Origin of the sequence: Streptomyces sp. CB02923, from assembly GCF_001905005.1 — a bacterium.
Lineage (GTDB): Bacteria > Actinomycetota > Actinomycetes > Streptomycetales > Streptomycetaceae > Streptomyces.
The window spans coordinates 1,421,931-1,443,541 of the sequence record NZ_LWKZ01000001.1; the positions used below are offsets into that span (position 1 = coordinate 1,421,931).

Sequence of the window (21,611 nt, forward strand, 5' to 3'; positions counted from 1 at the left end):
TGTTGGTCGCAGTCGCAGTGCTGTCGACGTCGGCCGGGGCGCACGCGGCGCCCGTCCGGCCTACTGACGCGTGCGCGAACACCTGCGCGGATACGGACGGGCCGGCGCGCGCACAGCCCGGCCGGGCGACGCCATCGGTGCGCGCGCACCCTGGCCGGCCTGCGCCACCGGGCTGGGAGTGGGTCTGCGAGCTGCCGACCGGCTGGCCGATGCCGCCGGGCTGGCGCTGGGACTTGTTCTGGTCCTGCCCGACGCCGAGACCGACACCGACGCCTACGCCGACCAAGCCGCCCACCACCACGCCTACGCCGTCCCCCACGGCCACTCGAACCCCTCCGTCCTCCCCCACGCCCGCACAGCCCCCTCCGCCCTCCAGCCGCCCCACGTCCTCCCCCGCCCCGTCGCGCCCGCAGCGCCAGTCGCCCGCCCCCTCCGTTCCCGGGCAGACGCCCGTACCGTCCCGTTTGGTGCCCGGCGAATCCGCGGCTCCCGCGGCACCACCGGCCACCCCGCCCACGTCGCCGAGCCCCGCACCGTCCACGACTCCGTCGGCGGCGCTGCCCCGCACATACGTCCCGTCCGCCCGTAAGCAGCACAACAGCCGGTCGGCCGTCACGACCATGCTGCTGCTCACCGCGCCCGCCGTGCTGGCGGCCGCCGCGCTGCGTCCCCGTTCGTCCAGCTCGTCCGGCTCGTCCGGGCGCCGTTCCTCGTAGGAGGCCACCGTGTCGGAATGGCTGGTGCTGACCATCGCGATGGCGGCCGTCTGCGCCGTCGTCCTGAGCATCACGGTGCTCAAGCAGCGCCGTATCGGGGAGGACGACGACCCGTCCGAAACACCCGATGTCATCGAGTACATGACGATGATGGTGGGGGTGGTCTACGCGATCGTCCTCGGCCTGGCCATCGCCGGCGTCTGGGAAGCCCGGGGCACGGCCGGGGACACCGTACGGACCGAGGCGCAGGCCCTGCACGAGGTCAGCGAGCGGGTACGGGCCTACCCGGAGGCCACGCGGGACCGCATCCGCGCGGACGTCGACGCCTATGTCGCGCACGTCGTGCACAAGGAGTGGCCGGCCATGGCCGAGCGGGGGGAGGTCACGGACCGGGGCAATGAGCTGCTGGACAAGGTACGGGCCGATGTGACCGACTACCGGCCGCGGGACGATTACGAGGCGCAGTCCTACCAGCCGCTGCTCGACCAGGTCGCGGCGGCGGACGACGCCCGCAACGCGCGGGCGGACAGCATCGATCCGACCCTGCCGCCGGTGGTCTGGTTCGGGCTGATCACCGGTGCCGCGATCACCATCGGGCTGATCTTCACCCTGCAGATCCGCCGGTCGGCGCGCGAGCTGCTGATGGCCGCCCTCTTCAGCGCGCTGATCGCCTTCCTGCTCTTCCTCGTCTGGGACTTCGACGCACCGTTCAGCCGGGGCATCTCGACCTCGGCCGATCCGTTCACGGACCTCTTCCCGGAACTGTGACGCGCCCATGAGGCCCGCGTCGGGACGTCGCGGCGCGGGCAGATCCGGCGACAGACAGCTGCCTGCCGTCAGGACCCCGCGCCGGATCCACCGGCGTCACTTTTGCTAGCAGCCGCTTGCAATAGTTAGCACGATGGCGCACCATCGGGGCATGGCATCACTCAACGTCGGCAACCTCGGCGAGTTCCTGCGGGAGCAGCGGCGCAATGCGCAGCTGAGCCTGCGGCAGCTCGCGGATGCCGCCGGGGTGTCCAATCCGTATCTCAGTCAGATCGAGCGCGGACTGCGCAAGCCGAGTGCGGACATCCTGCAGCAGCTGGCCAAGGCGCTGCGGATCTCCGCAGAGACGCTGTACGTGCAGGCCGGGATCCTCGACGAGCGGAAGGTGGACGGGGTCGAGGTGCACACCGCGATCCTCACCGATCCGGCGCTGACCGAGAAGCAGAAGCAGGTGCTGCTGCAGATCTACGAGTCCTTCCGCAAGGAGAACGGACACGGGAGCGGGCGCGGCGAGAGCGGCGGTGCGCAGGCGCACGAGCCCGCTCCGGACGCCCGAGAGGCCGACGGCGGCCCGCACGCCACCTGAGCGACCGACCACCTATTCCAGGAGGAACCACGCCATGGCCATCACCGACGACGTCCGCAAGGCGCTCACCGACCCGACTCCGCTGTACGCCTTCGCCGGCGGTGTGGACCTCGCCGCCGAGAAGGCCAAGGAGATCCCGGGCCTGGTCGAGAAGATCCGCCAGGAGGCCCCGAAGCGCTTCGAGGCCGCCCGCAACACCGACCCGAAGGTCGTGCAGGACCGCGTGTCCAAGGAGGCGAAGGACGCGCAGGAGCGGCTGACCAGGCTGCTGGGCGCGCTCGACTCCGACTTCAAGAAGCTCAGCCAGCAGGCGCAGGACCTGGCGCTGCAGGGCGTGGGCCGCGCGGCCGAGGCGGCCGTCAAGCTGCGCGAGGGCTACGACGGGCTGGCCGAGCGCGGTCGCGGCGCGGTGCAGACGTGGCGTAACGAGACCGCCGAGGCCACCGAGGAACTCGCGGTCGCGATCGAGCCGGAGCCGAAGCAGGAGCCCGCGGCGGAGGACAAGGCCGAGGGCGGCACCGAGCCGAAGTCCGCCGCGGCCAAGAAGGCCCCGGCCGCCAAGAAGACGACGGCGAAGAAGACCGCCGCGCCGGACGAGAACGGCAAGTAACGAAAGCAGCGGAGCGGGCCGGGCACGCCACGCGTGTCCGGCCCGTTATCCGGGTACGGTGGGCCGACGGCGGACCGAGTCGAACGGGAGAAGGCAGTGCTGATCTACGGTTTCCAGAACGTGCTGAGCTGGGTGCAGCTGGTCCTGGCCGTGTATGCCGCCGCCATGCTCGTCGACGCGGCCGTACGGCGGGAGGACGCCTACCGGGCGGCCGGCAAGCAGACCAAGGGCATGTGGCTGATCTTCCTGGTGCTGGCCACCGCGCTGCTGTTCCTGCTGCCGCTGATGTCGTTCCTGCCGATCATCGGGCTGATCGCCGTGATCGTCTACACGGTCGACGTGCGGCCCGCGATCAAGGGGATCACCGGCGGCCGGGGGCCGCGCCGCGGCGGGTCGAGTTCGGACGGGCCGTACGGGCCGTTCAACGGCGGGCGGTAGCGGGCGGCAGCGGCCGAAAGGTCCGAGGGGCCCGAGGGGAACAAGGAACCCGAGAGGTCCAAGGGGCCCGAGGCCCACGACGCACGGGCCGCGCCTCAGCCGGGTACGCGTCCCCGGTCGAGCAGGAGGACGGCCACGTCGTCCGTCAGCTCCCCGCCGTTGAGGTCCCGCACCTCCGTGACCGCGGCGTCGAGCAGTACCTCGCCCCGTAGCCCGGCCGCCATCCGACGCCCCACCAGCTCGGTCATGCCCTCCTGGCCGAGGCGCTGGTTGCCGTTGCCGACGCGGCCTTCGATCAGGCCGTCCGTATACATCATCAGGCTCCAGGAGCCGCCCAGCGTGACCTGGCGGCGCGGCCAGCGGGCGCGCGGCAGCAGGCCCAGGGCGGGGCCGCCCTCCTCGTACGGGAGCAGCCGCGGCGCCCCGCCCGACCGGGCGAGCAGCGGCGCGGGGTGGCCGGCCAGGCAGACCCCGGCGTGCCGCCCGTCCGGCGCGATGTCCACCAGGCACAGGGTCGCGAAGATCTCGTCGTCCGCGCGTTCGTTCTCCAGCACCTTCTGGAGGGTGGACAGCAGGGCGTCGCCGCACAGCCCGGCGAAGGTCAACGCACGCCAGGCGATGCGCAGTTCGACGCCGAGCGCGGCCTCGTCGGGGCCGTGGCCGCAGACGTCGCCGATCATCGCGTGCACGGTGCCGTCGGCCGTCCGTACGGTGTCGTAGAAGTCGCCGCCGAGCAGCGCGCGACTGCGGCCGGGGCGGTAGCGGGCCGCGAAACGCAGGTCGGAGCCGTCCAGGAGAGGTGTGGGCAGCAGGCCGCGCTCCAGCCGGCGGTTCTCCTGGGCCAGCATCCGCGACTCGGTGAGCTGGCGCTGCGCGAGGTCGGCGCGCTTGCGCTCGACGGCGTACCGCACCGCCCGGCTGAGGATCGCGCCGTCGAGTTCGTCCCGGAAGAGGTAGTCCTGCGCGCCGACCCGGACGGCTTCGGCGGCCCGCTCGGCGTCGGCCTCGGAGGTCAGCGCGAGCACCGCGTGGGCGGGGGCCATCCGCAGCACCGAGCGCAGAGCGCCCAGCTCGTCGTGGCCGCCGTCCTCCTCGGGCGCGGGCCCGTCCCGGTCGGGGCGTTCCCCCGCTTCCGCGGGCGCCAGGTCGAGCAGGATGCAGTGCACGTCGTCGGTGAGCAGCCGCTCCGCCTCGGTGAGGTTGCGGGCCGTACGGACGCGGACCCTGCGGCCTTCCCCGTCCCGCATCTCCGGCACGGAACTGGTGGGGTCCTCGCCTATGAGAAGCAGCGTCAGCCCGGTGTCGCCGGAGCGGGAGGCGGCGGAGGCTGCGGAGGAAGCAGAGGGAGCGGGGGCGGAGGGGTCGGAGTGTGTGGAGGCCGGGTCGGAGGGATCAGAGGCGTCCGGGGTGCCCGGGGCCTCCGGGGAGCCCGCGGCGACCGCGGCATCCTCGGACTCCGCCGCAGGCCCGGCCGCGCGGGCCGCGCCGTCGCGCGCGTCGCCCGCCGCCGCTGCCTCCTGCGGCAGCACGGCCGTCCGCTGGCGCGGAATGGGTACGGACATGCTCTGCTTCCTTCCCTCCCCCCGAGGGTGCACAGGCCCGCCGAACGGCGCGCCACTGTGCCCGGTTCCGCCGCCGCCCGGCGGTCGGTCCGGGCGGTGCGCCACCGGGCACCGAGAGGCGACCCTAGCGGTAGCCCGGAGGCTTACGGAATGGCCGACAGCCCCCGGCACTTGTCATATGCCTTTGCCCACACGCCTGGTGACCTGGGAAGGGAGGAATGCGGAATGACGAACATCACCTCGACAGCGTCAGGTTGGCCCCCGGCGCTCCGTGACGAAACGCACGTACCCCGCACGCCGCGTACCGGGCCGCGAACCCCGCCGCGCGCACCGGGCCCCGGGGCGCCGCGAACCGCCCCCGGCACCCCTACTTGTCGGGCCGCACCACCCCGAGAATCGGCATCGAACCGGCCCCGGTGACGGTGATCTGCCGGCCCGGCCGCGGCGCGTGCACGATCGCGCCGTCGCCGAGGTACATACCGACATGGCTCGCGTCCGGGTAATAGATGATCAGGTCACCGGGACGCATGTCCTTCAGGCCGATCCGCGGCAGCTGACGCCACTGCTCCTGCGACGTCCGCGGGATCGGCCGGCCGCCCGCCTGCCAGGCACGCATCGTCAGCCCGGAGCAGTCGAAGGTGTCCGGGCCCTCCGCGCCCCACACGTAGTCCTTGCCGATCTGCGAAGTCGCGTACGACACCGCCTTCTTGCCCGCTTCCGAAGCGTGCGCGCCGATGTCCTTCAGCACTCCGGAGTCCAGCCATTTCTGCTGCTCCTGGAGCGCCCGCGCGTCCTCCAGCTTCTTCAGCCGCTCCTTCTCCTCGGCGGCCAGCTCCGACTCCACCCGCTGCGCGGTCTCGATCTTCTTGCGGACGTCGAGCTGCGCGGTCTCCGCCTTCCTGCGGTTCTCCTCCAGCCGCTCCCAGCGGTCGGTGGCGTCCTGCGCGTACCCCTCCAAGGCGGACTTGGTGCGCGCGAGTTCGGCGGTCAGGTCCTTCGCGGCCTGCTGGCCCTTGCGTACCAGCGCGGCGTTGTCGAGGAAGCGTTCGGGGTCCTTGTTGAGCATCAGCCGGGCCTCGGGGGGAATGCCGCCGCCCCGGTACTGCGCGCTGGCCAGCGCGCCCGCCTGGCGCTTGAGTTCGTCCATCCGCCGCTGGGTCCGGTCGATGGTCTGCGCCAGCTTGACGATCTCCTTCTGCTGGAGGCCGACCTGCTCCTTCGCCGCGTTGTACGTCTCGGTGGCCTGCTCCGCCGTGCGGTAGAGGCCTTCGAGTTCCTGTCGGACCTCTTCGAGGCGCTTTTCGGACACGGACGGGCCGGGATCGGCGTACGCGGCCGGAGCCGTCCCGCCGAGGATGCCCGTCACGCCCAGTACCACCGCCGTCGCGGCCACCACCGCGCCGCGCAGCCCCTGTACGCGCCGTACGCTCCGCACACCACGCGCACCCTTTATGTTGCGTTTGCCGTGTTCACCACGATCGCCCCGCCCTGCCCCCTGCCGCCCCACCAGCCACCTCCGGTCGGTCCGCACCGATTCGTGCACCTCTATACGCGCGGATGCTGCCATACCGGCGGGTAATCCGACAGAGCAATGCGGAGGATTCCGGGCCGTTCGTACGCCGCCCCCATCCGACGGCCGAGGTTCACCCTGCGTTCACTCTCCTCCATCGGCGGCTTCACCTGATCTGCCTAATTTCGGCCGTACCGAACGGCGCGCCACTCCTTTGGAGCGAACGCCGTACGGCATTGCTGAACCACCGGGCGAGCCGCCCCTGCGACCCTTGCCCGACCCCTGCGGCCGCCGCACAGTGACCCCACCGTCATCCCCCGGTCGCCGCACCGGCGACCACCCATATCTCCACCCCGCACGCCGAAGAAGCGGCGCGCCCCAGGAAGGAACTCACGACAGTGAAGCAGCAGCAGCGCAAGAACCGGGTTCGCGCCCTCGCCGTTGGCGCTCTCGCCGTCACCGGTGCCCTGGCCCTGACGGCGTGCGGCTCCGACGACACCAGTGGTGGCAGTGGTGCGGCCTCCGCGGCGAAGACGGGCAACATCAAGTGCGAAGGCAAGGGCAAGCTGCTCGCCTCCGGCTCGTCCGCGCAGAAGAACGCCATGGACGCCTGGGTGCAGGCGTACTCCAGCGCCTGCAAGGACACCGAGATCAACTACCAGCCCACCGGCTCCGGCGCGGGCATCACCACCTTCCTCCAGGGCCAGACCTCCTTCGCGGGCTCCGACTCGGCGCTCAAGCCCGAGGAGGTCGAGAAGTCCAAGAAGATCTGCAAGGGCGGCCAGGCGGTCAATCTGCCGATGGTCGGCGGCCCGATCGCGGTCGGCTACAACGTGCCCGGCGTGGACAGCCTCGTCCTGGACGCCCCGACCCTCGCCAAGATCTTCGACTCGGAGATCACCAAGTGGAACGACGAGGCGATCAAGAAGCTCAACCCCGACGCCAAGCTGCCGGACCTCAAGATCCAGGCGTTCCACCGCTCCGACGACTCCGGCACCACCGACAACTTCACCAAGTACCTCAAGGGCGCCGCCCCCGCCGCCTGGAAGCACGAGCCGGGCAAGACCTGGGAAGGCAAGGGCGGCCAGGCCGCGTCCGGCTCGGCCGGCGTGTCCTCGCAGGTCAAGCAGACCAGCGGCGCGATCTCCTACTTCGAGCTGTCCTACGCCACGGCCGGCAAGCTGAACACGGTCAAGCTGAACACCGGCGCCAAGGCCCCGGTCGAGGCCACCGTCGACAACGCCTCCAAGGCCATCTCCGAGGCCAAGCAGGTCGGCCAGGGCAGCGACCTGGCCCTGAAGCTGAACTACACCACCAAGGCCGAGGACGCCTACCCGATCACCCTCGTCACGTACGAGATCGCCTGCGACAAGGGCAACAAGGCGGAGACCCTGCCCGCCACCAAGTCCTTCCTGACCTACATCGCCAGCAAGGACGGCCAGAACGCCTTGAAGGACCTGGGCTACGCGCCGCTGCCGACCGAGATCGCCGACAAGGTCCGCTCGACCGTCGCCTCGCTCTCCTGACCCACCGGGCGGCGGCCCGCGCGCCCCGCGCAGGCCGCCGCCCGTCCGGTGCACCGCCGCGCCAGGAGCCCTCCGCCGGGCTCCGCAGACCGGAGAAACCATGAATTCAGCACCCTCGATACCCAGCGCACCACCACCGCCGCCCGCGCGTCCCGCCGCCTCCGCGGTGTCCGGCAAGGCGGTCCGCCCCGGAGACCGGATCTTCCTGGGCCTGTCCCGCGGCTCCGGCATCGCCCTCCTGGTGATCATGGCCGCCATCGCGGTCTTCCTCACCGTCCGCTCGGTGATCGCCATCTCCGGGGACCACGCGAACTTCCTGACCTACCTTGAGTGGAACACCTCGGGCCCCGAGCCGAAGTTCGGCATCGCCGTCCTCGCCTTCGGCACCGTCGTCAGCTCGGTCATCGCGATGGTCATCGCGGTCCCGGTCGCGGTCGGCATCGCGCTGTTCATCTCGCACTACGCGCCGCGCAAGCTGGCCTCCCCGCTCGGCTACGTCATCGACCTGCTCGCCGCCGTGCCCAGCATCATCTACGGCCTGTGGGGCGCCCTCTTCCTCGTCCCGCACCTGACCGGCCTCTACAGCTGGCTGGACGACTACTTCGGCTGGACCGGGATCTTCTCCTACGCCGACGAGGCCCCGCGCGCGCTGTTCACCGTCGGCATCCTGCTCGCGATCATGATCCTGCCGATCGTCACCAGCGTCAGCCGCGAGGTCTTCCTCCAGGCGCCGAAGATGCACGAGGAGGCCGCGCTCGCGCTCGGCGCGACCCGCTGGGAAGTCATCCGCATGTCGGTGCTGCCGTTCGGCCGCTCCGGCATCATCAGCGCCTCGATGCTGGGCCTGGGCCGCGCGCTCGGCGAAACGATGGCCGTGGCCACCGTGCTGTCCCCCAGCTTCCTGATCAACCTCAGCCTGCTGAACCCGGGCGGCGGCACCTTCGCACAGAACATCGCCAGCAAGTTCAGCGAGGCCGACGAGTTCGGGCAGGACGCCCTGATCGCCTCCGGCCTCGTCCTCTTCGTCATCACACTGCTCGTCAACGGCGCGGCCCGCATGATCATCGCGCGCCGCAAGGAGTACTCGGGGGCCAACGCATGAGTAACACGGTCACCCCGCCGCGGCCCGTCGCCGACGACGCGCCGCTCCCGGTCTCGCTCAAGCAGCCCCGGCTGCCCCGCTGGGCCCCCGCCGGTCTCGCCGCGGCCGCGGTCGCCGTCGGCTGCGGCATCGGCCTGGCCGCCGGCCTGGAGAGCCGCATCCAGTGGGGCCTGATCGCCGCCCTGCTGTTCATTCTCGGTACGTTCGTGATCGCCACCGCCGTCGAAGGCGCGCGGCAGGCCAAGGACCGCCTCGCCACCAGCCTGGTCTGGATCTGCTTCCTGCTGGCCGTGGTGCCGCTGGCCTCCCTCATCTGGGAGACCGTGGTGCGCGGCGTCAAGGTCCTCGACGGCTACTTCCTCAGCCACTCGATGGGCACCCTGCCCGACGCGCTGCCCGGCGGCGGCATCTACCACGCGATCATCGGCACCCTGCAACAGGTGGGCCTGGCCGCCCTGATCGCCGCGCCGATCGGCCTGCTCACCGCGATCTACCTGGTCGAGTACGGGCGCGGGAAGCTGGCCAAGGCCGTCACCTTCTTCGTCGACGTGATGACCGGCATCCCCTCGATCGTCGCCGGCCTGTTCGTCCTTTCGGTGTGGATTCTGATCCTCGGCTTCGGCCCGTCCGGCTTCGCCGGCGCGATGGCCCTGGCGATCCTGATGATGCCGGTGGTCGTGCGCTCCACCGAGGAGATGCTCAAGCTGGTCCCCAACGAGCTGCGCGAGGCGTCCCTGGCCCTCGGCGTGCCGAAGTGGCGCACCATCCTCAAGGTGGTCCTGCCGACCTCGATCGGCGGCATCACCACCGGCCTGATGCTGGCCGTCGCCCGGATCACCGGTGAGACCGCGCCCGTACTGCTGCTGGTCTGGGGCGCGAAGACGATCAACAACAACCCCTTCGAAGGCGCCCAGCAGTCACTGCCGCTGTATGTGTTCCAGCAGTGGCAGCAGGGCTCCGACGCCTCGTACGACCGTGCGTGGGCCGCGGCCCTCGTCCTGATCGCCTTCGTCATGATCCTCAACCTGGTGGCCCGCGGCATCGCCCGCTGGAAGGCCCCCAAGACCGGCCGCTGACTCCCCCACAGCCTGTACGGCGTGGGGGACCCCCACTCACAGCCTGAACGGCGTGGGCTCCACGAAAGAAGCAGTGATTTCCATGGCCAAGCGAATCGACGTCAGCGGCCTCTCCGCCTACTACGGCAGCCACCGGGCCATCGACGACATCTCCATGACCGTCGAGCCCCGCTCGGTGACCGCCTTCATCGGTCCCTCGGGCTGCGGCAAGTCGACGTTCCTGCGGACCCTGAACCGGATGCACGAGGTCACCCCCGGCGGCCGGGTCGAGGGCAAGGTGATGCTGGACGACGAGAACCTGTACGGCAGCGGCGTCGACCCGGTCGCGGTACGCCGTACCGTCGGCATGGTCTTCCAGCGCCCGAACCCGTTCCCCACCATGTCGATCTTCGACAACGTCGCGGCGGGACTGCGCCTGAACGGCTCGTACAAGAAGTCCGAGCTGTCCGCGGTCGTGGAGAAGTCCCTCAAGGGCGCCAACCTCTGGAACGAGGTCAAGGACCGGCTGAACAAGCCCGGCTCCGGCCTGTCCGGCGGCCAGCAGCAGCGGCTGTGCATCGCCCGCGCCATCGCGGTCGAGCCGCAGGTCCTGCTGATGGACGAGCCGTGCTCCGCCCTCGACCCGATCTCCACCCTCGCCATCGAGGACCTGATCGGCGAACTGAAGGAACGGTTCACGATCGTCATCGTCACGCACAACATGCAGCAGGCGGCGCGCGTCTCGGACCGTACGGCCTTCTTCAACCTGGCCGCGGTCGGCCAGCCCGGCAAGCTGGTCGAGATCGACGACACCGAGCGGATCTTCTCCAACCCGTCGGTCCAGGCCACGGAGGACTACATCTCCGGCCGCTTCGGCTGACCGGCCCCGCGCGCCCCGCGCCGACCGGCCCCTCACGTCCTGCGGTGCTGCATGGCGGTGCCACCGCAAGGACGTGGGCCCGCCCTCCGGCATCGGAGGGCGGGCCCACAATCCGTCACGCGCGGCACCGGGCCGCCCGCCGTCACGCGAACACGAGGTGGACGCACCAGTAGCTCAGGGCGGCGACCGCCGCTCCGGCGGGCATGGTGATGAACCAGCCCATGACGATGTTCTTGGCGACGCCCCAGCGCACCGCCCGCGAGCCCTTCGTCGAGCCCACACCCATGATCGCCGAAGTGATCACGTGGGTGGTGGAGATCGGCGCGTGGAACATGAACGACGCGGTGTACATGACGGACGCCGCGGTCGTCTCGGCCGCGAAGCCCTGCGGCGGGTCCAGCTCGATGATCCGCCGGCCGAGCGTGCGCATGATGCGCCAGCCGCCCGCGTAGGTGCCCAGCGACAGGGTCAGCGCACAGGCGATCTTCACCCAGACCGGGATGGCGTCGCCCGCGCTCTGGACGTCCGCGATGACCAGCGCCATCACCACGATGCCCATCGTCTTCTGGGCGTCCTGGAGACCGTGCCCGAGCGCCATGCCGGCCGCCGAGACGGTCTGGGCGATACGGAAGCCCCGCTTGGCCTTGTGCGGGTTGGACTTCCGGAACAGCCACATGATCACGACCATCACGAGATAGCCGAGGACCAGGCCGATCACGGGCGAGAGGAACATCGGAACGACGATCTTCTCTATGACGCCCGACCAGTAGACGGTCGTGCCGCCCGCCAGCGCCGCGCCCACCATGCCGCCGAAGAGGGCGTGCGAGGACGACGACGGCAGGCCGAAGTACCAGGTGACCAGGTTCCAGACCACCGCTCCGACCAGCGCCGCGAAGAGGATGCCCATCCCCTTGGAGCCTTCGGGTGTGGAGATCAGTCCCTCACTGACCGTCTTGGCGACCCCGCTGCCCAGGAAGGCACCGGCGAGGTTCATCACCGCGGCCATCGCGAGCGCCGCCCGCGGGGTCAGGGCCCGCGTGGAGACCGAGGTCGCGATGGCGTTCGCGGAGTCGTGGAAGCCGTTCGTGTACGTAAATCCGAGCGCGACCCCGATGGTCACGATGAGCGCGAAGGTGTCCACCGGAGGTCAGGACTCCTTGACCGCGATCGTCTCGACCGTATTGGCGACATGCTCGAAGGCGTCGGCCGCCTCTTCCAGGATGTCCACGATCTGCTTGAGCTTGAGCACCTCGATGGCGTCGTACTTGCCGTTGAACAGGTGCGCGAGCAGCTTGCGGTGGATCTGGTCGGCCTGGTTCTCCAGGCGGTTGACCTCGATCCAGTACTCGGTGAGGTTGGACATCGTCCGCAGGTTCGGCATCGCCTCGGCGGTCAGTTCCGCCGCCCGCGCCAGGACCTCGATCTGCTGCTCGACGCCCTTGGGCAGCTCCTCGATGCTGTAGAGGACGACCAGGTCGACGGCCTCCTCCATGAAGTCCATGATGTCGTCGAGCTTCGAGGCGAGGTTGTAGATGTCCTCGCGGTCGAACGGCGTGATGAACGAGGAGTTCAGCTGGTGGAAGATCGCGTGGGTCGCGTCGTCCCCCGCGTGCTCCGCCGCCCGCATCCTCTCGGCGATCTCTGTCCGCGCGGAGGCGTCCGCCCCGAGCAGTTCCATCAGGAGCTTGGAGCCTGTGACGATGTTGTCCGCGGACGCGGCGAACATGTCGTAGAAGCTCGTCTCCCTGGGGGTCAGACGAAAGCGCACGTGAAATCCTCGGGGTGCATCGGATTCGGTCGAGTTGATGCTAGGCGCATCATCCAGCCACAGCTAACCGGCATTCCTTCAGTGTCGCCCATCGGGCACCATGCTCTGCACGGGGTACCGCCCGCGCCCGGGAATTTCTGTACCATATACCCACTAGGGGTATATGGAACGCCTACGTACCACGGGAGAAGGCCATGACGACCACGGACGCCGAGACCAACGGCACCACCGCAGCCGCCGCGGCCCACCACGCCGACGGGCCGAAAACCGCCCTCGGAACCGACCCCGCCGCCGTCACCGATCACGACCTGGGCATTCACGGTTACGCGCAGCAAAAGGACGCACACCTCAAAAGGCTGCGCCGGATCGAGGGCCAGATCCGCGGCCTCCAGCGGATGCTGGAAGAAGATGTGTACTGCATCGACATACTCACCCAGGTGTCGGCGAGCACGAAGGGCCTGCAGTCCTTCGGCCTCCAGCTGCTGGAGGAACACCTGCGGCACTGCGTCGCCGACGCCGCCGTCAAGGGACCCGAGGCCATCGACGAGAAGGTCAAGGAAGCCACCAAGGCGATCGAACGGATGCTGCGCACCTGACGGCGGATGCCGGACGCACGGGTGCCACGCACCGTCACGCCCGGCGCCGCCGCCCGGTCACCTGCGGTTCCCGGGTCCCGGACCCGGTCGTACGCGGTCCGCGTCCACGTCCAGCACCTCGTCGATACGGTCCGAGCTGAGCCGATCCTCGCTCGCGGCGGCCGCCGCGATCATCAACTCACCAGTCAGGTCGATCTCGACGAGGGCGACGTGGTCCTGAACCGTCGAGTTGCGGTGTCCGGCCACGTACAACACCTCCTCCTTCGAGCGCCTCCCCACTCTTCTGGTGGTTACCGCCCAGAGTAGGTACGGGCGCACGCTCCGCGCATGGCACGGATGGACCATTTCCGCCAGTTCACACACGCCGTGGTCACGTGCCACGGACACGGTTGCCCGGTCCGCGCCGCTCCCGCCGGCCGTGCCGCCCGGCCGCCCGCGGCGACCGCGTTCAGCCGCCCGTGGCGGCGACCCTGCCCGTGTAGATGTCGTCCCGGTCGGGCAGCCGTACCGGAACCGGCGCCCCGAAGCCGTACAGCGTCGTGGTCGAGGTCACCGACGTCCCGCCCGTGGTGCCGTTGGCGAAGCGGAAGCGCTGGCGGACCTTGCGCAGCCGTCCGGCGTCGTCCAGATACGCGTCGAAGGCCACCACGTCCGTGGTGAAGCCTTTCTCCGCCGCGGTCAGCGCGGGCCGGACCGCGGGGGACGCCGCGCGCGCCGCCGACCCGATGTCCGTCGTGCCGCTGAAGTGCCGCACCGGTGTCCCGTCCAGCCGCTCCCGCCCCTCGTACGTCACCTCCCGCACCCCGCGCAGCAGTTCGGCGGCGGCCATCGGATCGGTCGCGCCGCCGGTGACCAGATTGCCGTCGGCCAGCGAGGCGGTGTCCACCCGCACCCACTTGTCGGCCGGCACCCCCGCCCCGCGGTTCTTCATGTAGAGCGCGGACGGCGTGAGGATCTCCGTGATCGTGTGCGGCGCGCCCCGCCCGCCGCCGGTGTCCGGAAGCCGTACGTTCAGCCGACCGGTCCGCTTGCGGTAGTCGTGGCCGCCGGTCCCCCGGATGGCGACGCGGGTGCCGCCGCTGACGGTCTCCATCTCCGTACGCACCCGGGAGCTGCCGGCCCGGACCAGGGCGTCGGCGCAGGCGCGCAGGGCGGCGGCGTAGTCCGTACGGCCGGACGGGGCTCCGGCGGCCGACGGACCGGCCGGGTCCCGCGGCCGGGCGCCCGGTGGGCGGGCGCGGTCGGTGAAGGGCGGACCGGCCGCCGACCCGCCCACCGGGCCGTCTGCGGAGCGGCCGGCCGAGGCGTGGTCGTCGGCTGCCGCGCCGTTCGGGGAACAGCCCGTGGTGAGCAGCCCGACCGCCAGGCCCACTCCGCAGACGGCAGCCGCGACGGCACCGCCTCGCCTGTCCTGCACCACCATCACGTACGAGCCCCCTCGGCCGCTCTGCTCGTGAAGTCGCGGATCGGGACGTTCCGGTTGTCCCGGCCCATCACGACCCGTTTCGTTCAACGACCGTTCAGGCCGCTTCGTCACGCCCGTACACCCCGGGCGCGTAGCGTGGCGCCGTGCACGACCGAGCAGCGCAGGAGCCGACGCCGCGGCCCCCCGGGCCGCCCGACCACCGGACCACCACCACCGAACGAGGTTCCTTCTGCCTGGCCCGCTGCAGCTGCGGCTGGCACGGCCCGGCCCGCCGGGCCCGCTCCCAGGCACGGACGGACGCGGAACAGCACCACCGGACGGGGTGAGCGGGAACCCCTGAGACCGGCCCCGGGCGGGCGCGCCGCACCCGCCCGGCAGGCCCCGGAGCCATGCCCCTGGAACCTCCCCGGGCCCTCGTTCCATCTGGGTAGGGGGAAGCATCCACGGCGCGCGGGCCCCCAAAGGGGCCCCAAAAGGGGCAATTCATAATGAAGCGGCGCACGATCCTGGCAGCCGGCGGCGGACTCGCGGCGGCGACCGCCGGCCTGACCACCGCCTGCGGCAGCAGCACCGGCCACGCGAGCGCCCCGGGCGGCACGGCATCCGGCGGCGTCGGCCTCACCACCAGTTCACAGACCGGCAAGCCCCCGGCCGCCCAGGCATCCTGGGACGCACTGCGCAAAAGCCTCGACGGCAAGCTCATACGCGCCGGCGAAGCCTCGTACGACGCCGCCCGGCGCCTGTACAACACCCGTTACGACAACCTCAAGCCCGCGGCCGTCGCCTACGTCCGCCACCCGGCCGACATAGCCGAGTGCCTGTCCTTCGCCCGCCGCTACAACGCCCCCGTCGCGATACGCAACGGGGGCCACTCATATGCCGGTTGGTCCAGCGGCAACGGCAAGCTCATCATCGACGTGTCCGCCCTGAACTCCGTCTCCGCGCCGTCCGGCGGCATCACCCGCATCGGCGCCGGCGCCAAGCTCATCGAGGTCTACGACGGCCTGGGCAAGCACAACGTCACGATCCCCGGCGGCTCCTGCCCGTCCGTCGGCATATCCGGCCTGACCCTCGGCGGCGGCCACGGCGTCGCGTCCCGCGCGTACGGCCTGACCTGCGACAGCCTCGTCGGCGCCACCGTCGTCACCGCCGACGGCAAGACCGTCGAGTGCGACGCCAAGCGCAACAGCGACCTCTTCTGGGCCCTGCGCGGCGCCGGCAACGGCAACTTCGGCGTGGTCACCGAACTCCGCTTCCGCACCCACGCCGCGCCCCGCTCGGTCATGGCCTACCTGACCTGGCCCTGGTCCAAGGCCACCGCCCTGCTCCAGTCCTGGCAGGAGTGGGGCCCCACCCAGCCCGACGAAATATGGTCCTCCCTGCACCTGGACGCCCACCCCGGCGGCACCCCGTCCGTCTCCGTCGCGGCCTTCTCCCTGGGCTCGTACGGCGACCTCCAGAACGCCGTCGACAAGCTGGCCGACCGGGCGGGCGGCCCCGGGCCCGCGAAGTCGGTGCGCCTGACGCCCAGCTCGTACCTCGACGCGATGGAGTCGTACGCGGGCTGCTCCACGAAGACCACCGAGCAGTGCCACCTGCCCGGCGCCCTCCCCGGCCGCAGCGCGTCCGGCAAGCTGGCCCGCGAGACGTACGCGGCCCGCTCCGACTTCTACGACCGCTCGCTCGGCGCGGCCGGCATCCGCGCCCTGCTGGGCCAGATCGAGACCGCGAGCCGCAAGGGCGTCGGCGGCAACGCGTCACTGACCGCGCTGGGCGGGGCGATCAACCGGGTCCGCCCCACCGACACCGCCTTCGTGCACCGCCGCTCGCGCTTCCTCGCGCAGTACCTGGCGTCCTGGAAGGCGGGCGGTACGGGCTCAGCGCAGAGCGCGTGGCTGAACGGCATCCACAGCGCGATGCAGCGCTACGCCTCGGGCGCCGCCTACCAGAACTACGCGGACGCGGCCCTGACCGACTGGAAGAAGTCCTACTACGGCCCGGCCGCCGACCGCCTCACCCAGCTCAAGCGGCAGTACGACCCGAGCGGGCTGTTCAGGACGTTCCCGCAGGCCCTGTGACCGTGCGCCCTCTCAGACGTCGGGGACAGGCCCAGTAACGGCTCGTCCCCTCAGACGTCGGGGACAGGCCCTGTAGCGGCCCGCCCCCTCAAACGCCGAGGGAGGACCGGGCTGTCGGCCCCGGTCCTCCCTCGGCATCATGATCCGCGCCTGCGGCTAGGGCGTTTCTGATGGATCTCCGTGGGGGACGGAGCGGCGTTCGGTGCGTGCTCTCGGTGTGCGGTGTGAAGGGTCATGTGGCGGAGCCACCTGTCCCTTTGCGCCGTGCGGCGAGTGGGGGTCCCCCCTGCTCGAAGAGCTTGGGGGAGTGCCGGGCGTCGCGATGCCGCGGAGATCCGTCAGAAGCGCCCTAAGCCGCCAGGTCCTCGTCCCGCTCCTCCCGCGGCGCCGACGGCACGGCCGCCACCGGCTCGGACACCGCGCGGGGCACCGGCCCCCCGGCCCGTACGAGCCACCAGGCGGGCGAGCGCCCGACCGCGGTGGCCACCGGGATCAGCATCGCCTGCGCCACCGGCGCCAGCAGCAGCGCCACCGCCGTACCGAGTGCGAAGCCCCCGACGACGTCCGTCGGGTAGTGCACACCCATGTACACCCGGCAGAACCCTTCCAGCAGCGCCAGGCCGATACCGATCAGCCCGTACACGCGGTGGGCGATGAACAGCCCCACACCGACCGCCATGGTCAGCGTCGCGTGATCGCTCACGAACGAGAAGTCCGTCTTGCCGGGGATGATCACTTCCAGGCCCGCGTGGACCCGGAACGGCCGGGGCCGCTCCACCACCGCCCGGATCGGGATGTTGGCCAGCAGCGCCACACCAGCGGCCAGCGGCGCCCAGACCAGGCCCGCCAGCGCGGCCGGTGCGTCCGGCCGCTTGCGCGCACCCCACCAGGCGATCAGGCACAGCACGGCGAGCGCGGCGATGATGCCGTACTCACCGACGAATTTCATGGCGCGGTTGAGCCACTCCGGTGCGTCCTTCGCGAGGCCGTTGATGCCGTCGAGCACGTCCACATCGGGGTTCGACCCGTCCATTGCGAGTCCAGCCATCTGCCGCGGCCCCTTACCTTTCGCGCGCGCGAGCGCCGTGTGAGTGCTGCCAACCCCCGTGGTCGTCGAGCGTGGCCGGGCCTCCACGGCCTCGCCATGTCTCCATGTCCAGGAAACGCGATGTGCTGCCGAGCCGTTCCAGCTTCCACCGGATGATCACCAGGACGTTATCGAAGAGAGACTGATGTCCGCAGTTCAGGGGCCCATGTTCACGCAGCGTTCGGCCGGGGCAACGCTTTCGCGCCATCTTCGGTGACGCGGGTCGCACCGATGTAGTCCGGAGTGTCGATCTTGTCGAACCGGATCACCGCGCCCGTGTACGGCGCATTGATCATGTAGCCGCCGCCCACGTAGATCCCCACGTGGTGGATGGACCGCGGATCGTTCAGGTCGTACGCGAAGAACACCAGGTCCCCCGGGAGCAGCTCGTCCCGCTTCGGATGCGGCCCGGCGTTCCACTGGTCGTTGGCCACCCGCGGCAGCTCGATGTCCACCGAGTGGTACGCGGCCTTCGTCAGCCCCGCGCAGTCGAAGCGCCCGTCCTGGTCCGGCGTGCCGTTGCCGCCCCACAGGTACGGCGTGCCGAGCTGCTCCTGCGCGTAGTAGATGGCGGAGGCGGCCTGCCGGGACGGCGCGACCCGCCCCACCGGTGCCTCGAAGCTCTTGGCGAGGGTCGTGATGATCTTCACGTAGTTCCGGGTCTCGCTGATCGCCGGCACCCCGCCCGCCTTGATCACCCGGTACGCGCCCGCGTTGTACGCCGCCAGCATGTTGTGCGCCGGGTCACCGGGCACGTCCTTCACGTACTTCGCCAGCTCGCAGTCGTACGACGCCGCCGACGGGATCGCGTCCGCCGGGTCCCACACGTCCCGCCGGCCATCCCCGTTCCCGTCGATGCCGTGCGAGGCCCACGTACCGGGAATGAACTGGGCGATCCCCTGCGCCGCCGCCGGACTCTGCGCCTTCGGGTTCCAGCCGCTCTCCTGGTACAGCTGGGCGGCGAGCAGCGCCGGGTTGATGGCGGAGCACAGATTGCCCCACTTCTGCACCAGCGGCTGGTACGAGGCGGGCACGGCGCCCTTCGCCAGGCCCACCGCCCGGCCCGCGCCGCCTGCCAGGCCCGCGGCGGCCGAGTACGTGCCCACCACGAGCAGCGCGAGGAAACAGAGCACCAGCCCGACCCCGAGCCCACCGGCCACCCAGAATTTGCGCACCCCACAACCCTCCCCCATACGGGCGCGTTTCACCGCCGCTTTCGGCATGTACCTCACCACACCCGGCCGCACGGGCCGGCACCCGCGCCCCCGAAGGCCGCCCGGCCCCGCCCCGCGCCCCGGCTTTCACTCCCCCAGCTCGAACCAGACCGACTTCCCGTCCCCCGGCCCGTGCCGGCACACACCCCACCCGTCGGCGCACGCCCCGACCAGATACAGCCCGCGTCCGCCCGTCGCGTCGTGCTCGCGCCACTGCCGCACCGGCAGCCCCGGCGCCCCGTCGTGCACCAGCACCCGCAGCGTGCCCGCGCCCTGCCACGCTCCGTACACCGTCACCGGCTCCGAACAGCCACTGGCTCGACAGGCGTTGACGGCGTTCGTCACCACCTCGGACGTCAGCAGCAGCGCGGTCTCCGCCAGGTCACCCCGCCCGGCGGCCCGCACCGCCGTACCGACCGCGTCCCTGGCCGTACGCACCCACTCCGGATCCGGCGGAAAGACGAGCGAGAAGTCACCGGACGTGAGCGGCCGGCGCGCGGCCTCGGTGCTGGGACACATGGCGTGGCCTCCTGGGGTCACCGTGCCCGGCCGCGCGGGGCGCACGGGTCCGGGCCGTGCGTCGAAGCTAGGGACGATGTTGAGGCAGTTGCAACCGCGTCCCCGGATTCTCCCCCGGACGAGTGGCCGCCCGTCCCAACCGTGTCCCCCCGCCGCCGGATCGCGCCAAACTGCGGCCGGACACCGAGGAGGACGCCATGGCTCCCAGAACCCAGCCCACCGAGCGCCAACGGCGCCTCGGCACCGAGCTGCGCAAACTCCGCCTCGCCGCGGGCCTCTCCGGCGACCAGGCCGCCGCCCTGATCGGCGCTGACCGCCAGCGCGTGAGCCACATCGAAACCGGCCGCGTCGACGTCCCGCGCAACGGCCTCTACAACCTCCTGCGCTCCTACGGCTGCGCGGCGGGCCCACTGTTCGAGGCGCTGATGGCGATGGCGCACGACCGGGGGCGGGGCTGGTGGGACGCGTACCGGGACGTGATGGGCCGCCCGGCCCTCGACCTGGCCGAACTGGAGTCGCGTGCCGCACACATCCGCAACCACGAACCACTCGTGATTCCGGGAGTGCTGCAGACCGCCGAATACGCCCGGTCGGTGTGCGAGACGTTCGACGAGCACGATGCGAAGATCGACCGGTACGTCCAGTTCCGTCTGGATCGACAGCGCATCCTGGAACAGCGGTCCGGCACCCCCTACCACGCGGTCATCCAGGAAGGGGCGCTGCGCACCCGCGTCGGCAGCCCGGAGATCATGCGGCGGCAGCTGCGCCGCCTCATCGAGATCGCCCGGCTCCCCCACGTGACGTTGCAGGTCTTCCCCTTCGAAGCCGGGCCCTACTCCGGAGTGAGCCGCTCCTTCAGCATCTTCGGCGGCCCCACGCCCGCTCTCGACACCGTCCGCCTGGAACAGGCGGTGGCTTCCGCGATCCTGCGCGACGAGGACGACACCAGCCGCTACGGCAAGATCTTCACGAGGCTGACCGAACTCGCACTGCCGCGAGTTGACCCGGAGGCAAAGCCTGAGTCTCATGAGGGCCGGGACTCACTGACCCTCATCCAGCACCTGATGTACGCCTCCTAGGAGAACGCAATGCCCCGGCACACCTGGCGGAAGTCCTCGTACAGCGGCAGCGGCCAGGACGACTGCGTAGAGGTGGCCACCCAGCCCGGCGGCCCCGTCCTGTACCGCGAAAGCGACCTTCCGGCCGCCGTCGGCCGCTGCGCCCGGCCCGTGTGGGGCGCCTTCCTGCGGGACGTCAAGGCGGGTCACGTGTCCCCGGAGCGGCGCGTACCCGTCTCCTGACCACCCCTGACGGGCCGTAAAGTCCTCCGCATACGAGTGAGTGCACGAGGTCACCGCCCACCGCGGGCCCGACGGAGGAACCTATGCCGACCACCCCCACTCCCCCCGCGAACCTCGACTGGCAGAAGGCCACGGACGACGAGAGCGCGCCCGAATACATCGAGGTCGCCTTCGGGGACGATGACCACGTGTACCTGCGGACGAACACCGAGCCCGACAACATCGTCACCACGACGCGCACCAAGTGGGACGCGTTCGTCCTCGGGGTGAAGGCCGGCGAGTTCGACCACTTCGTGGGGCTGTAGCGCCACCTGCCCCCTTCCTTCGAACATTGCCCGGCGTGATCGGCCGTGATACACACGGTGATACCGGCGGGTCCCCGGGCGCCGTGCGCCCCCGCGCACACGCAATCCCCACGGGATCCGTCAAAGAAAGCCGCCAAGTCGACATCTGGTGGCGGATTTGTCAGCGAAGATGGATGCTGGCCCGTACCGCGTGGCGCGGGTAAACAACGACCCATAAGGGGCGGTGAGTTCATTCATGCACTTGGCGGCCGAAAAGGGCGACATCACCACCATCATTGGCGGAATCGCCCCGGACTGGGGACCTTTCGGAACGCTGGGCAACGAAGCCCGCGTGATGATCGAAGTGGTCATGGCAGTAGCGATTCTGCTCTGTCTCGGCATCGCGATCTGGGGCGCGGCCAAACAGCGCATCGGCGCCACCGCGCTGCGCGACACGTTCAGTGCCGAACAGGGCAAGGGCCTCATCGTGGCCGGCCTGACCGGCGTCTTCATCATCGGGTCCCTGGGCACGCTCTTCACGATCGTGTACGGAATGGCCGTGTAGCCGGGGCGGCCGGCGCAGCC

At 70.8% G+C, this 21,611-nt stretch carries 25 protein-coding genes; 16 read left to right on the forward strand and 9 right to left on the reverse strand.

Annotated features, from left to right (window positions below):
• Positions 1-178 precede the first annotated feature (178 nt).
• The 5 genes from A6A06_RS41460 (at position 179) to A6A06_RS06145 (ending at position 3,118) form a co-directional block, all read left to right on the forward strand.
• Positions 179-589: a hypothetical protein gene (locus A6A06_RS41460; RefSeq protein WP_199930692.1), complete on the forward strand. Its 411-nt coding sequence runs from the start codon at positions 179-181 to the stop codon at positions 587-589.
• Positions 590-725: 136 nt separating this feature from the next.
• Complete coding sequence (locus A6A06_RS06130; protein WP_073759498.1) at positions 726-1,484, forward strand: bestrophin-like domain; 759 nt, start codon at positions 726-728, stop codon at positions 1,482-1,484.
• A gap of 151 nt (positions 1,485-1,635) precedes the next feature.
• Positions 1,636-2,070 (forward strand): helix-turn-helix domain-containing protein, encoded by a 435-nt coding sequence (locus A6A06_RS06135; protein WP_073759500.1) that lies wholly within the window; start codon positions 1,636-1,638, stop codon positions 2,068-2,070.
• A gap of 34 nt (positions 2,071-2,104) precedes the next feature.
• Positions 2,105-2,680 (forward strand): hypothetical protein, encoded by a 576-nt coding sequence (locus A6A06_RS06140; protein WP_073759502.1) that lies wholly within the window; start codon positions 2,105-2,107, stop codon positions 2,678-2,680.
• Between the two features lie 96 nt (positions 2,681-2,776).
• Positions 2,777-3,118 (forward strand): DUF2516 family protein, encoded by a 342-nt coding sequence (locus tag A6A06_RS06145; protein WP_073759504.1) that lies wholly within the window; start codon positions 2,777-2,779, stop codon positions 3,116-3,118.
• Between the two features lie 95 nt (positions 3,119-3,213).
• Here the strand turns inward: A6A06_RS06145 and A6A06_RS06150 are convergent, their stop codons facing one another.
• Positions 3,214-4,680 carry a PP2C family protein-serine/threonine phosphatase gene (locus A6A06_RS06150; protein ID WP_073759506.1) on the reverse strand — a complete coding sequence of 489 codons (1,467 nt, stop codon included), beginning with the start codon at positions 4,678-4,680 and terminating at the stop codon, positions 3,214-3,216.
• A gap of 367 nt (positions 4,681-5,047) precedes the next feature.
• Entirely contained in the window at positions 5,048-6,115 is a 1,068-nt protein-coding gene (locus A6A06_RS06155; protein WP_242440571.1) for a C40 family peptidase, read from the reverse strand.
• Positions 6,116-6,588: 473 nt separating this feature from the next.
• On the opposite strand from A6A06_RS06155, the gene pstS reads away from it, so the two are divergent.
• From pstS to pstB, 4 genes are all read left to right on the forward strand, one after another.
• A complete protein-coding gene (pstS, locus tag A6A06_RS06160; RefSeq protein ID WP_073759508.1) occupies positions 6,589-7,716 on the forward strand; it encodes a phosphate ABC transporter substrate-binding protein PstS in 1,128 nt (375 codons plus the stop codon).
• 100 nt (positions 7,717-7,816) lie between these two features.
• Positions 7,817-8,818 (forward strand): phosphate ABC transporter permease subunit PstC, encoded by a 1,002-nt coding sequence (gene pstC, locus A6A06_RS06165; RefSeq protein WP_079193798.1) that lies wholly within the window; start codon positions 7,817-7,819, stop codon positions 8,816-8,818.
• Positions 8,815-9,894 carry a phosphate ABC transporter permease PstA gene (gene pstA / locus A6A06_RS06170; protein ID WP_073759512.1) on the forward strand — a complete coding sequence of 360 codons (1,080 nt, stop codon included), beginning with the start codon at positions 8,815-8,817 and terminating at the stop codon, positions 9,892-9,894. The genes pstC and pstA overlap by 4 nt, the downstream gene beginning before the upstream one ends.
• An 82-nt stretch (positions 9,895-9,976) precedes the next feature.
• A complete protein-coding gene (gene pstB, locus A6A06_RS06175) occupies positions 9,977-10,753 on the forward strand; it encodes a phosphate ABC transporter ATP-binding protein PstB (RefSeq protein ID WP_073759514.1) in 777 nt (258 codons plus the stop codon).
• Between the two features lie 142 nt (positions 10,754-10,895).
• Here pstB and A6A06_RS06180 read toward each other — a convergent pair whose 3' ends face one another.
• Entirely contained in the window at positions 10,896-11,894 is a 999-nt protein-coding gene (locus A6A06_RS06180; protein ID WP_073759516.1) for an inorganic phosphate transporter, read from the reverse strand.
• 6 nt (positions 11,895-11,900) lie between these two features.
• Positions 11,901-12,521 (reverse strand): DUF47 domain-containing protein, encoded by a 621-nt coding sequence (locus A6A06_RS06185; RefSeq protein WP_003983068.1) that lies wholly within the window; start codon positions 12,519-12,521, stop codon positions 11,901-11,903.
• Positions 12,522-12,715: 194 nt separating this feature from the next.
• Between A6A06_RS06185 and A6A06_RS06190 the strand changes: the two genes are divergently transcribed.
• Complete coding sequence (locus tag A6A06_RS06190; protein WP_073759518.1) at positions 12,716-13,117, forward strand: metal-sensitive transcriptional regulator; 402 nt, start codon at positions 12,716-12,718, stop codon at positions 13,115-13,117.
• A gap of 57 nt (positions 13,118-13,174) precedes the next feature.
• Here A6A06_RS06190 and A6A06_RS06195 read toward each other — a convergent pair whose 3' ends face one another.
• Both A6A06_RS06195 and A6A06_RS06200 read right to left on the reverse strand, forming a co-directional pair.
• Positions 13,175-13,372 (reverse strand): hypothetical protein, encoded by a 198-nt coding sequence (locus A6A06_RS06195; RefSeq protein ID WP_443333711.1) that lies wholly within the window; start codon positions 13,370-13,372, stop codon positions 13,175-13,177.
• 193 nt (positions 13,373-13,565) lie between these two features.
• Entirely contained in the window at positions 13,566-14,540 is a 975-nt protein-coding gene (locus A6A06_RS06200) for a hypothetical protein (RefSeq protein ID WP_073759522.1), read from the reverse strand.
• A 146-nt stretch (positions 14,541-14,686) separates the two neighbouring features.
• Here A6A06_RS06200 and A6A06_RS06205 point away from each other — a divergent pair, with 146 nt between their 5' ends.
• Together A6A06_RS06205 and A6A06_RS06210 are read left to right on the forward strand one after the other, a co-directional pair.
• Positions 14,687-14,869 (forward strand): hypothetical protein, encoded by a 183-nt coding sequence (locus A6A06_RS06205; RefSeq protein ID WP_073759524.1) that lies wholly within the window; start codon positions 14,687-14,689, stop codon positions 14,867-14,869.
• Between the two features lie 162 nt (positions 14,870-15,031).
• Positions 15,032-16,621, forward strand: a complete 1,590-nt coding sequence (locus A6A06_RS06210; protein ID WP_073759526.1) for an FAD-binding oxidoreductase — start codon at positions 15,032-15,034, stop codon at positions 16,619-16,621.
• A 349-nt stretch (positions 16,622-16,970) separates the two neighbouring features.
• Here A6A06_RS06210 and A6A06_RS06215 read toward each other — a convergent pair whose 3' ends face one another.
• The 3 genes from A6A06_RS06215 to A6A06_RS06225 form a co-directional block, all read right to left on the reverse strand.
• Positions 16,971-17,669 carry a phosphatase PAP2 family protein gene (locus A6A06_RS06215; protein WP_073759528.1) on the reverse strand — a complete coding sequence of 233 codons (699 nt, stop codon included), beginning with the start codon at positions 17,667-17,669 and terminating at the stop codon, positions 16,971-16,973.
• Positions 17,670-17,878: 209 nt separating this feature from the next.
• Positions 17,879-18,883, reverse strand: a complete 1,005-nt coding sequence (locus tag A6A06_RS06220) for a bifunctional lytic transglycosylase/C40 family peptidase (RefSeq protein ID WP_073759530.1) — start codon at positions 18,881-18,883, stop codon at positions 17,879-17,881.
• 126 nt (positions 18,884-19,009) lie between these two features.
• A complete protein-coding gene (locus A6A06_RS06225; RefSeq protein WP_073759533.1) occupies positions 19,010-19,441 on the reverse strand; it encodes an ATP-binding protein in 432 nt (143 codons plus the stop codon).
• A gap of 197 nt (positions 19,442-19,638) precedes the next feature.
• Between A6A06_RS06225 and A6A06_RS06230 the strand changes: the two genes are divergently transcribed.
• From A6A06_RS06230 to A6A06_RS06245, 4 genes are all read left to right on the forward strand, one after another.
• A complete protein-coding gene (locus A6A06_RS06230) occupies positions 19,639-20,520 on the forward strand; it encodes a helix-turn-helix domain-containing protein (RefSeq protein ID WP_073759884.1) in 882 nt (293 codons plus the stop codon).
• 9 nt (positions 20,521-20,529) lie between these two features.
• On the forward strand, positions 20,530-20,742 hold the full coding sequence (locus tag A6A06_RS06235; RefSeq protein WP_073759535.1) for a DUF397 domain-containing protein: 213 nt from the start codon (positions 20,530-20,532) through the stop codon (positions 20,740-20,742).
• 83 nt (positions 20,743-20,825) lie between these two features.
• Complete coding sequence (locus tag A6A06_RS06240; protein WP_073759537.1) at positions 20,826-21,047, forward strand: DUF397 domain-containing protein; 222 nt, start codon at positions 20,826-20,828, stop codon at positions 21,045-21,047.
• A gap of 235 nt (positions 21,048-21,282) precedes the next feature.
• A complete protein-coding gene (locus A6A06_RS06245; RefSeq protein WP_030021086.1) occupies positions 21,283-21,591 on the forward strand; it encodes a hypothetical protein in 309 nt (102 codons plus the stop codon).
• Positions 21,592-21,611 lie beyond the last annotated feature (20 nt).

Bases quoted from the DNA above. Each gene is read 5' to 3' on its own strand.
- A6A06_RS06135 (WP_073759500.1), top strand. From the start codon at position 1,636: ATGGCATCACTCAACGTCGGCAACCTCGGCGAGTTCCTGCGGGAGCAG.
- A6A06_RS06140 (WP_073759502.1), top strand. From the start codon at position 2,105: ATGGCCATCACCGACGACGTCCGCAAGGCGCTCACCGACCCGACTCCG.
- A6A06_RS06150 (WP_073759506.1), bottom strand. From the start codon at position 4,680: ATGTCCGTACCCATTCCGCGCCAGCGGACGGCCGTGCTGCCGCAGGAG.
- pstC (WP_079193798.1), top strand. From the start codon at position 7,817: ATGAATTCAGCACCCTCGATACCCAGCGCACCACCACCGCCGCCCGCG.
- pstA (WP_073759512.1), top strand. From the start codon at position 8,815: ATGAGTAACACGGTCACCCCGCCGCGGCCCGTCGCCGACGACGCGCCG.
- pstB (WP_073759514.1), top strand. From the start codon at position 9,977: ATGGCCAAGCGAATCGACGTCAGCGGCCTCTCCGCCTACTACGGCAGC.
- A6A06_RS06190 (WP_073759518.1), top strand. From the start codon at position 12,716: ATGACGACCACGGACGCCGAGACCAACGGCACCACCGCAGCCGCCGCG.
- A6A06_RS06200 (WP_073759522.1), bottom strand. From the start codon at position 14,540: ATGGTGGTGCAGGACAGGCGAGGCGGTGCCGTCGCGGCTGCCGTCTGC.
- A6A06_RS06210 (WP_073759526.1), top strand. From the start codon at position 15,032: ATGAAGCGGCGCACGATCCTGGCAGCCGGCGGCGGACTCGCGGCGGCG.
- A6A06_RS06215 (WP_073759528.1), bottom strand. From the start codon at position 17,669: ATGGCTGGACTCGCAATGGACGGGTCGAACCCCGATGTGGACGTGCTC.
- A6A06_RS06225 (WP_073759533.1), bottom strand. From the start codon at position 19,441: ATGTGTCCCAGCACCGAGGCCGCGCGCCGGCCGCTCACGTCCGGTGAC.
- A6A06_RS06230 (WP_073759884.1), top strand. From the start codon at position 19,639: ATGGCTCCCAGAACCCAGCCCACCGAGCGCCAACGGCGCCTCGGCACC.
- A6A06_RS06235 (WP_073759535.1), top strand. From the start codon at position 20,530: ATGCCCCGGCACACCTGGCGGAAGTCCTCGTACAGCGGCAGCGGCCAG.
- A6A06_RS06240 (WP_073759537.1), top strand. From the start codon at position 20,826: ATGCCGACCACCCCCACTCCCCCCGCGAACCTCGACTGGCAGAAGGCC.
- A6A06_RS06245 (WP_030021086.1), top strand. From the start codon at position 21,283: ATGCACTTGGCGGCCGAAAAGGGCGACATCACCACCATCATTGGCGGA.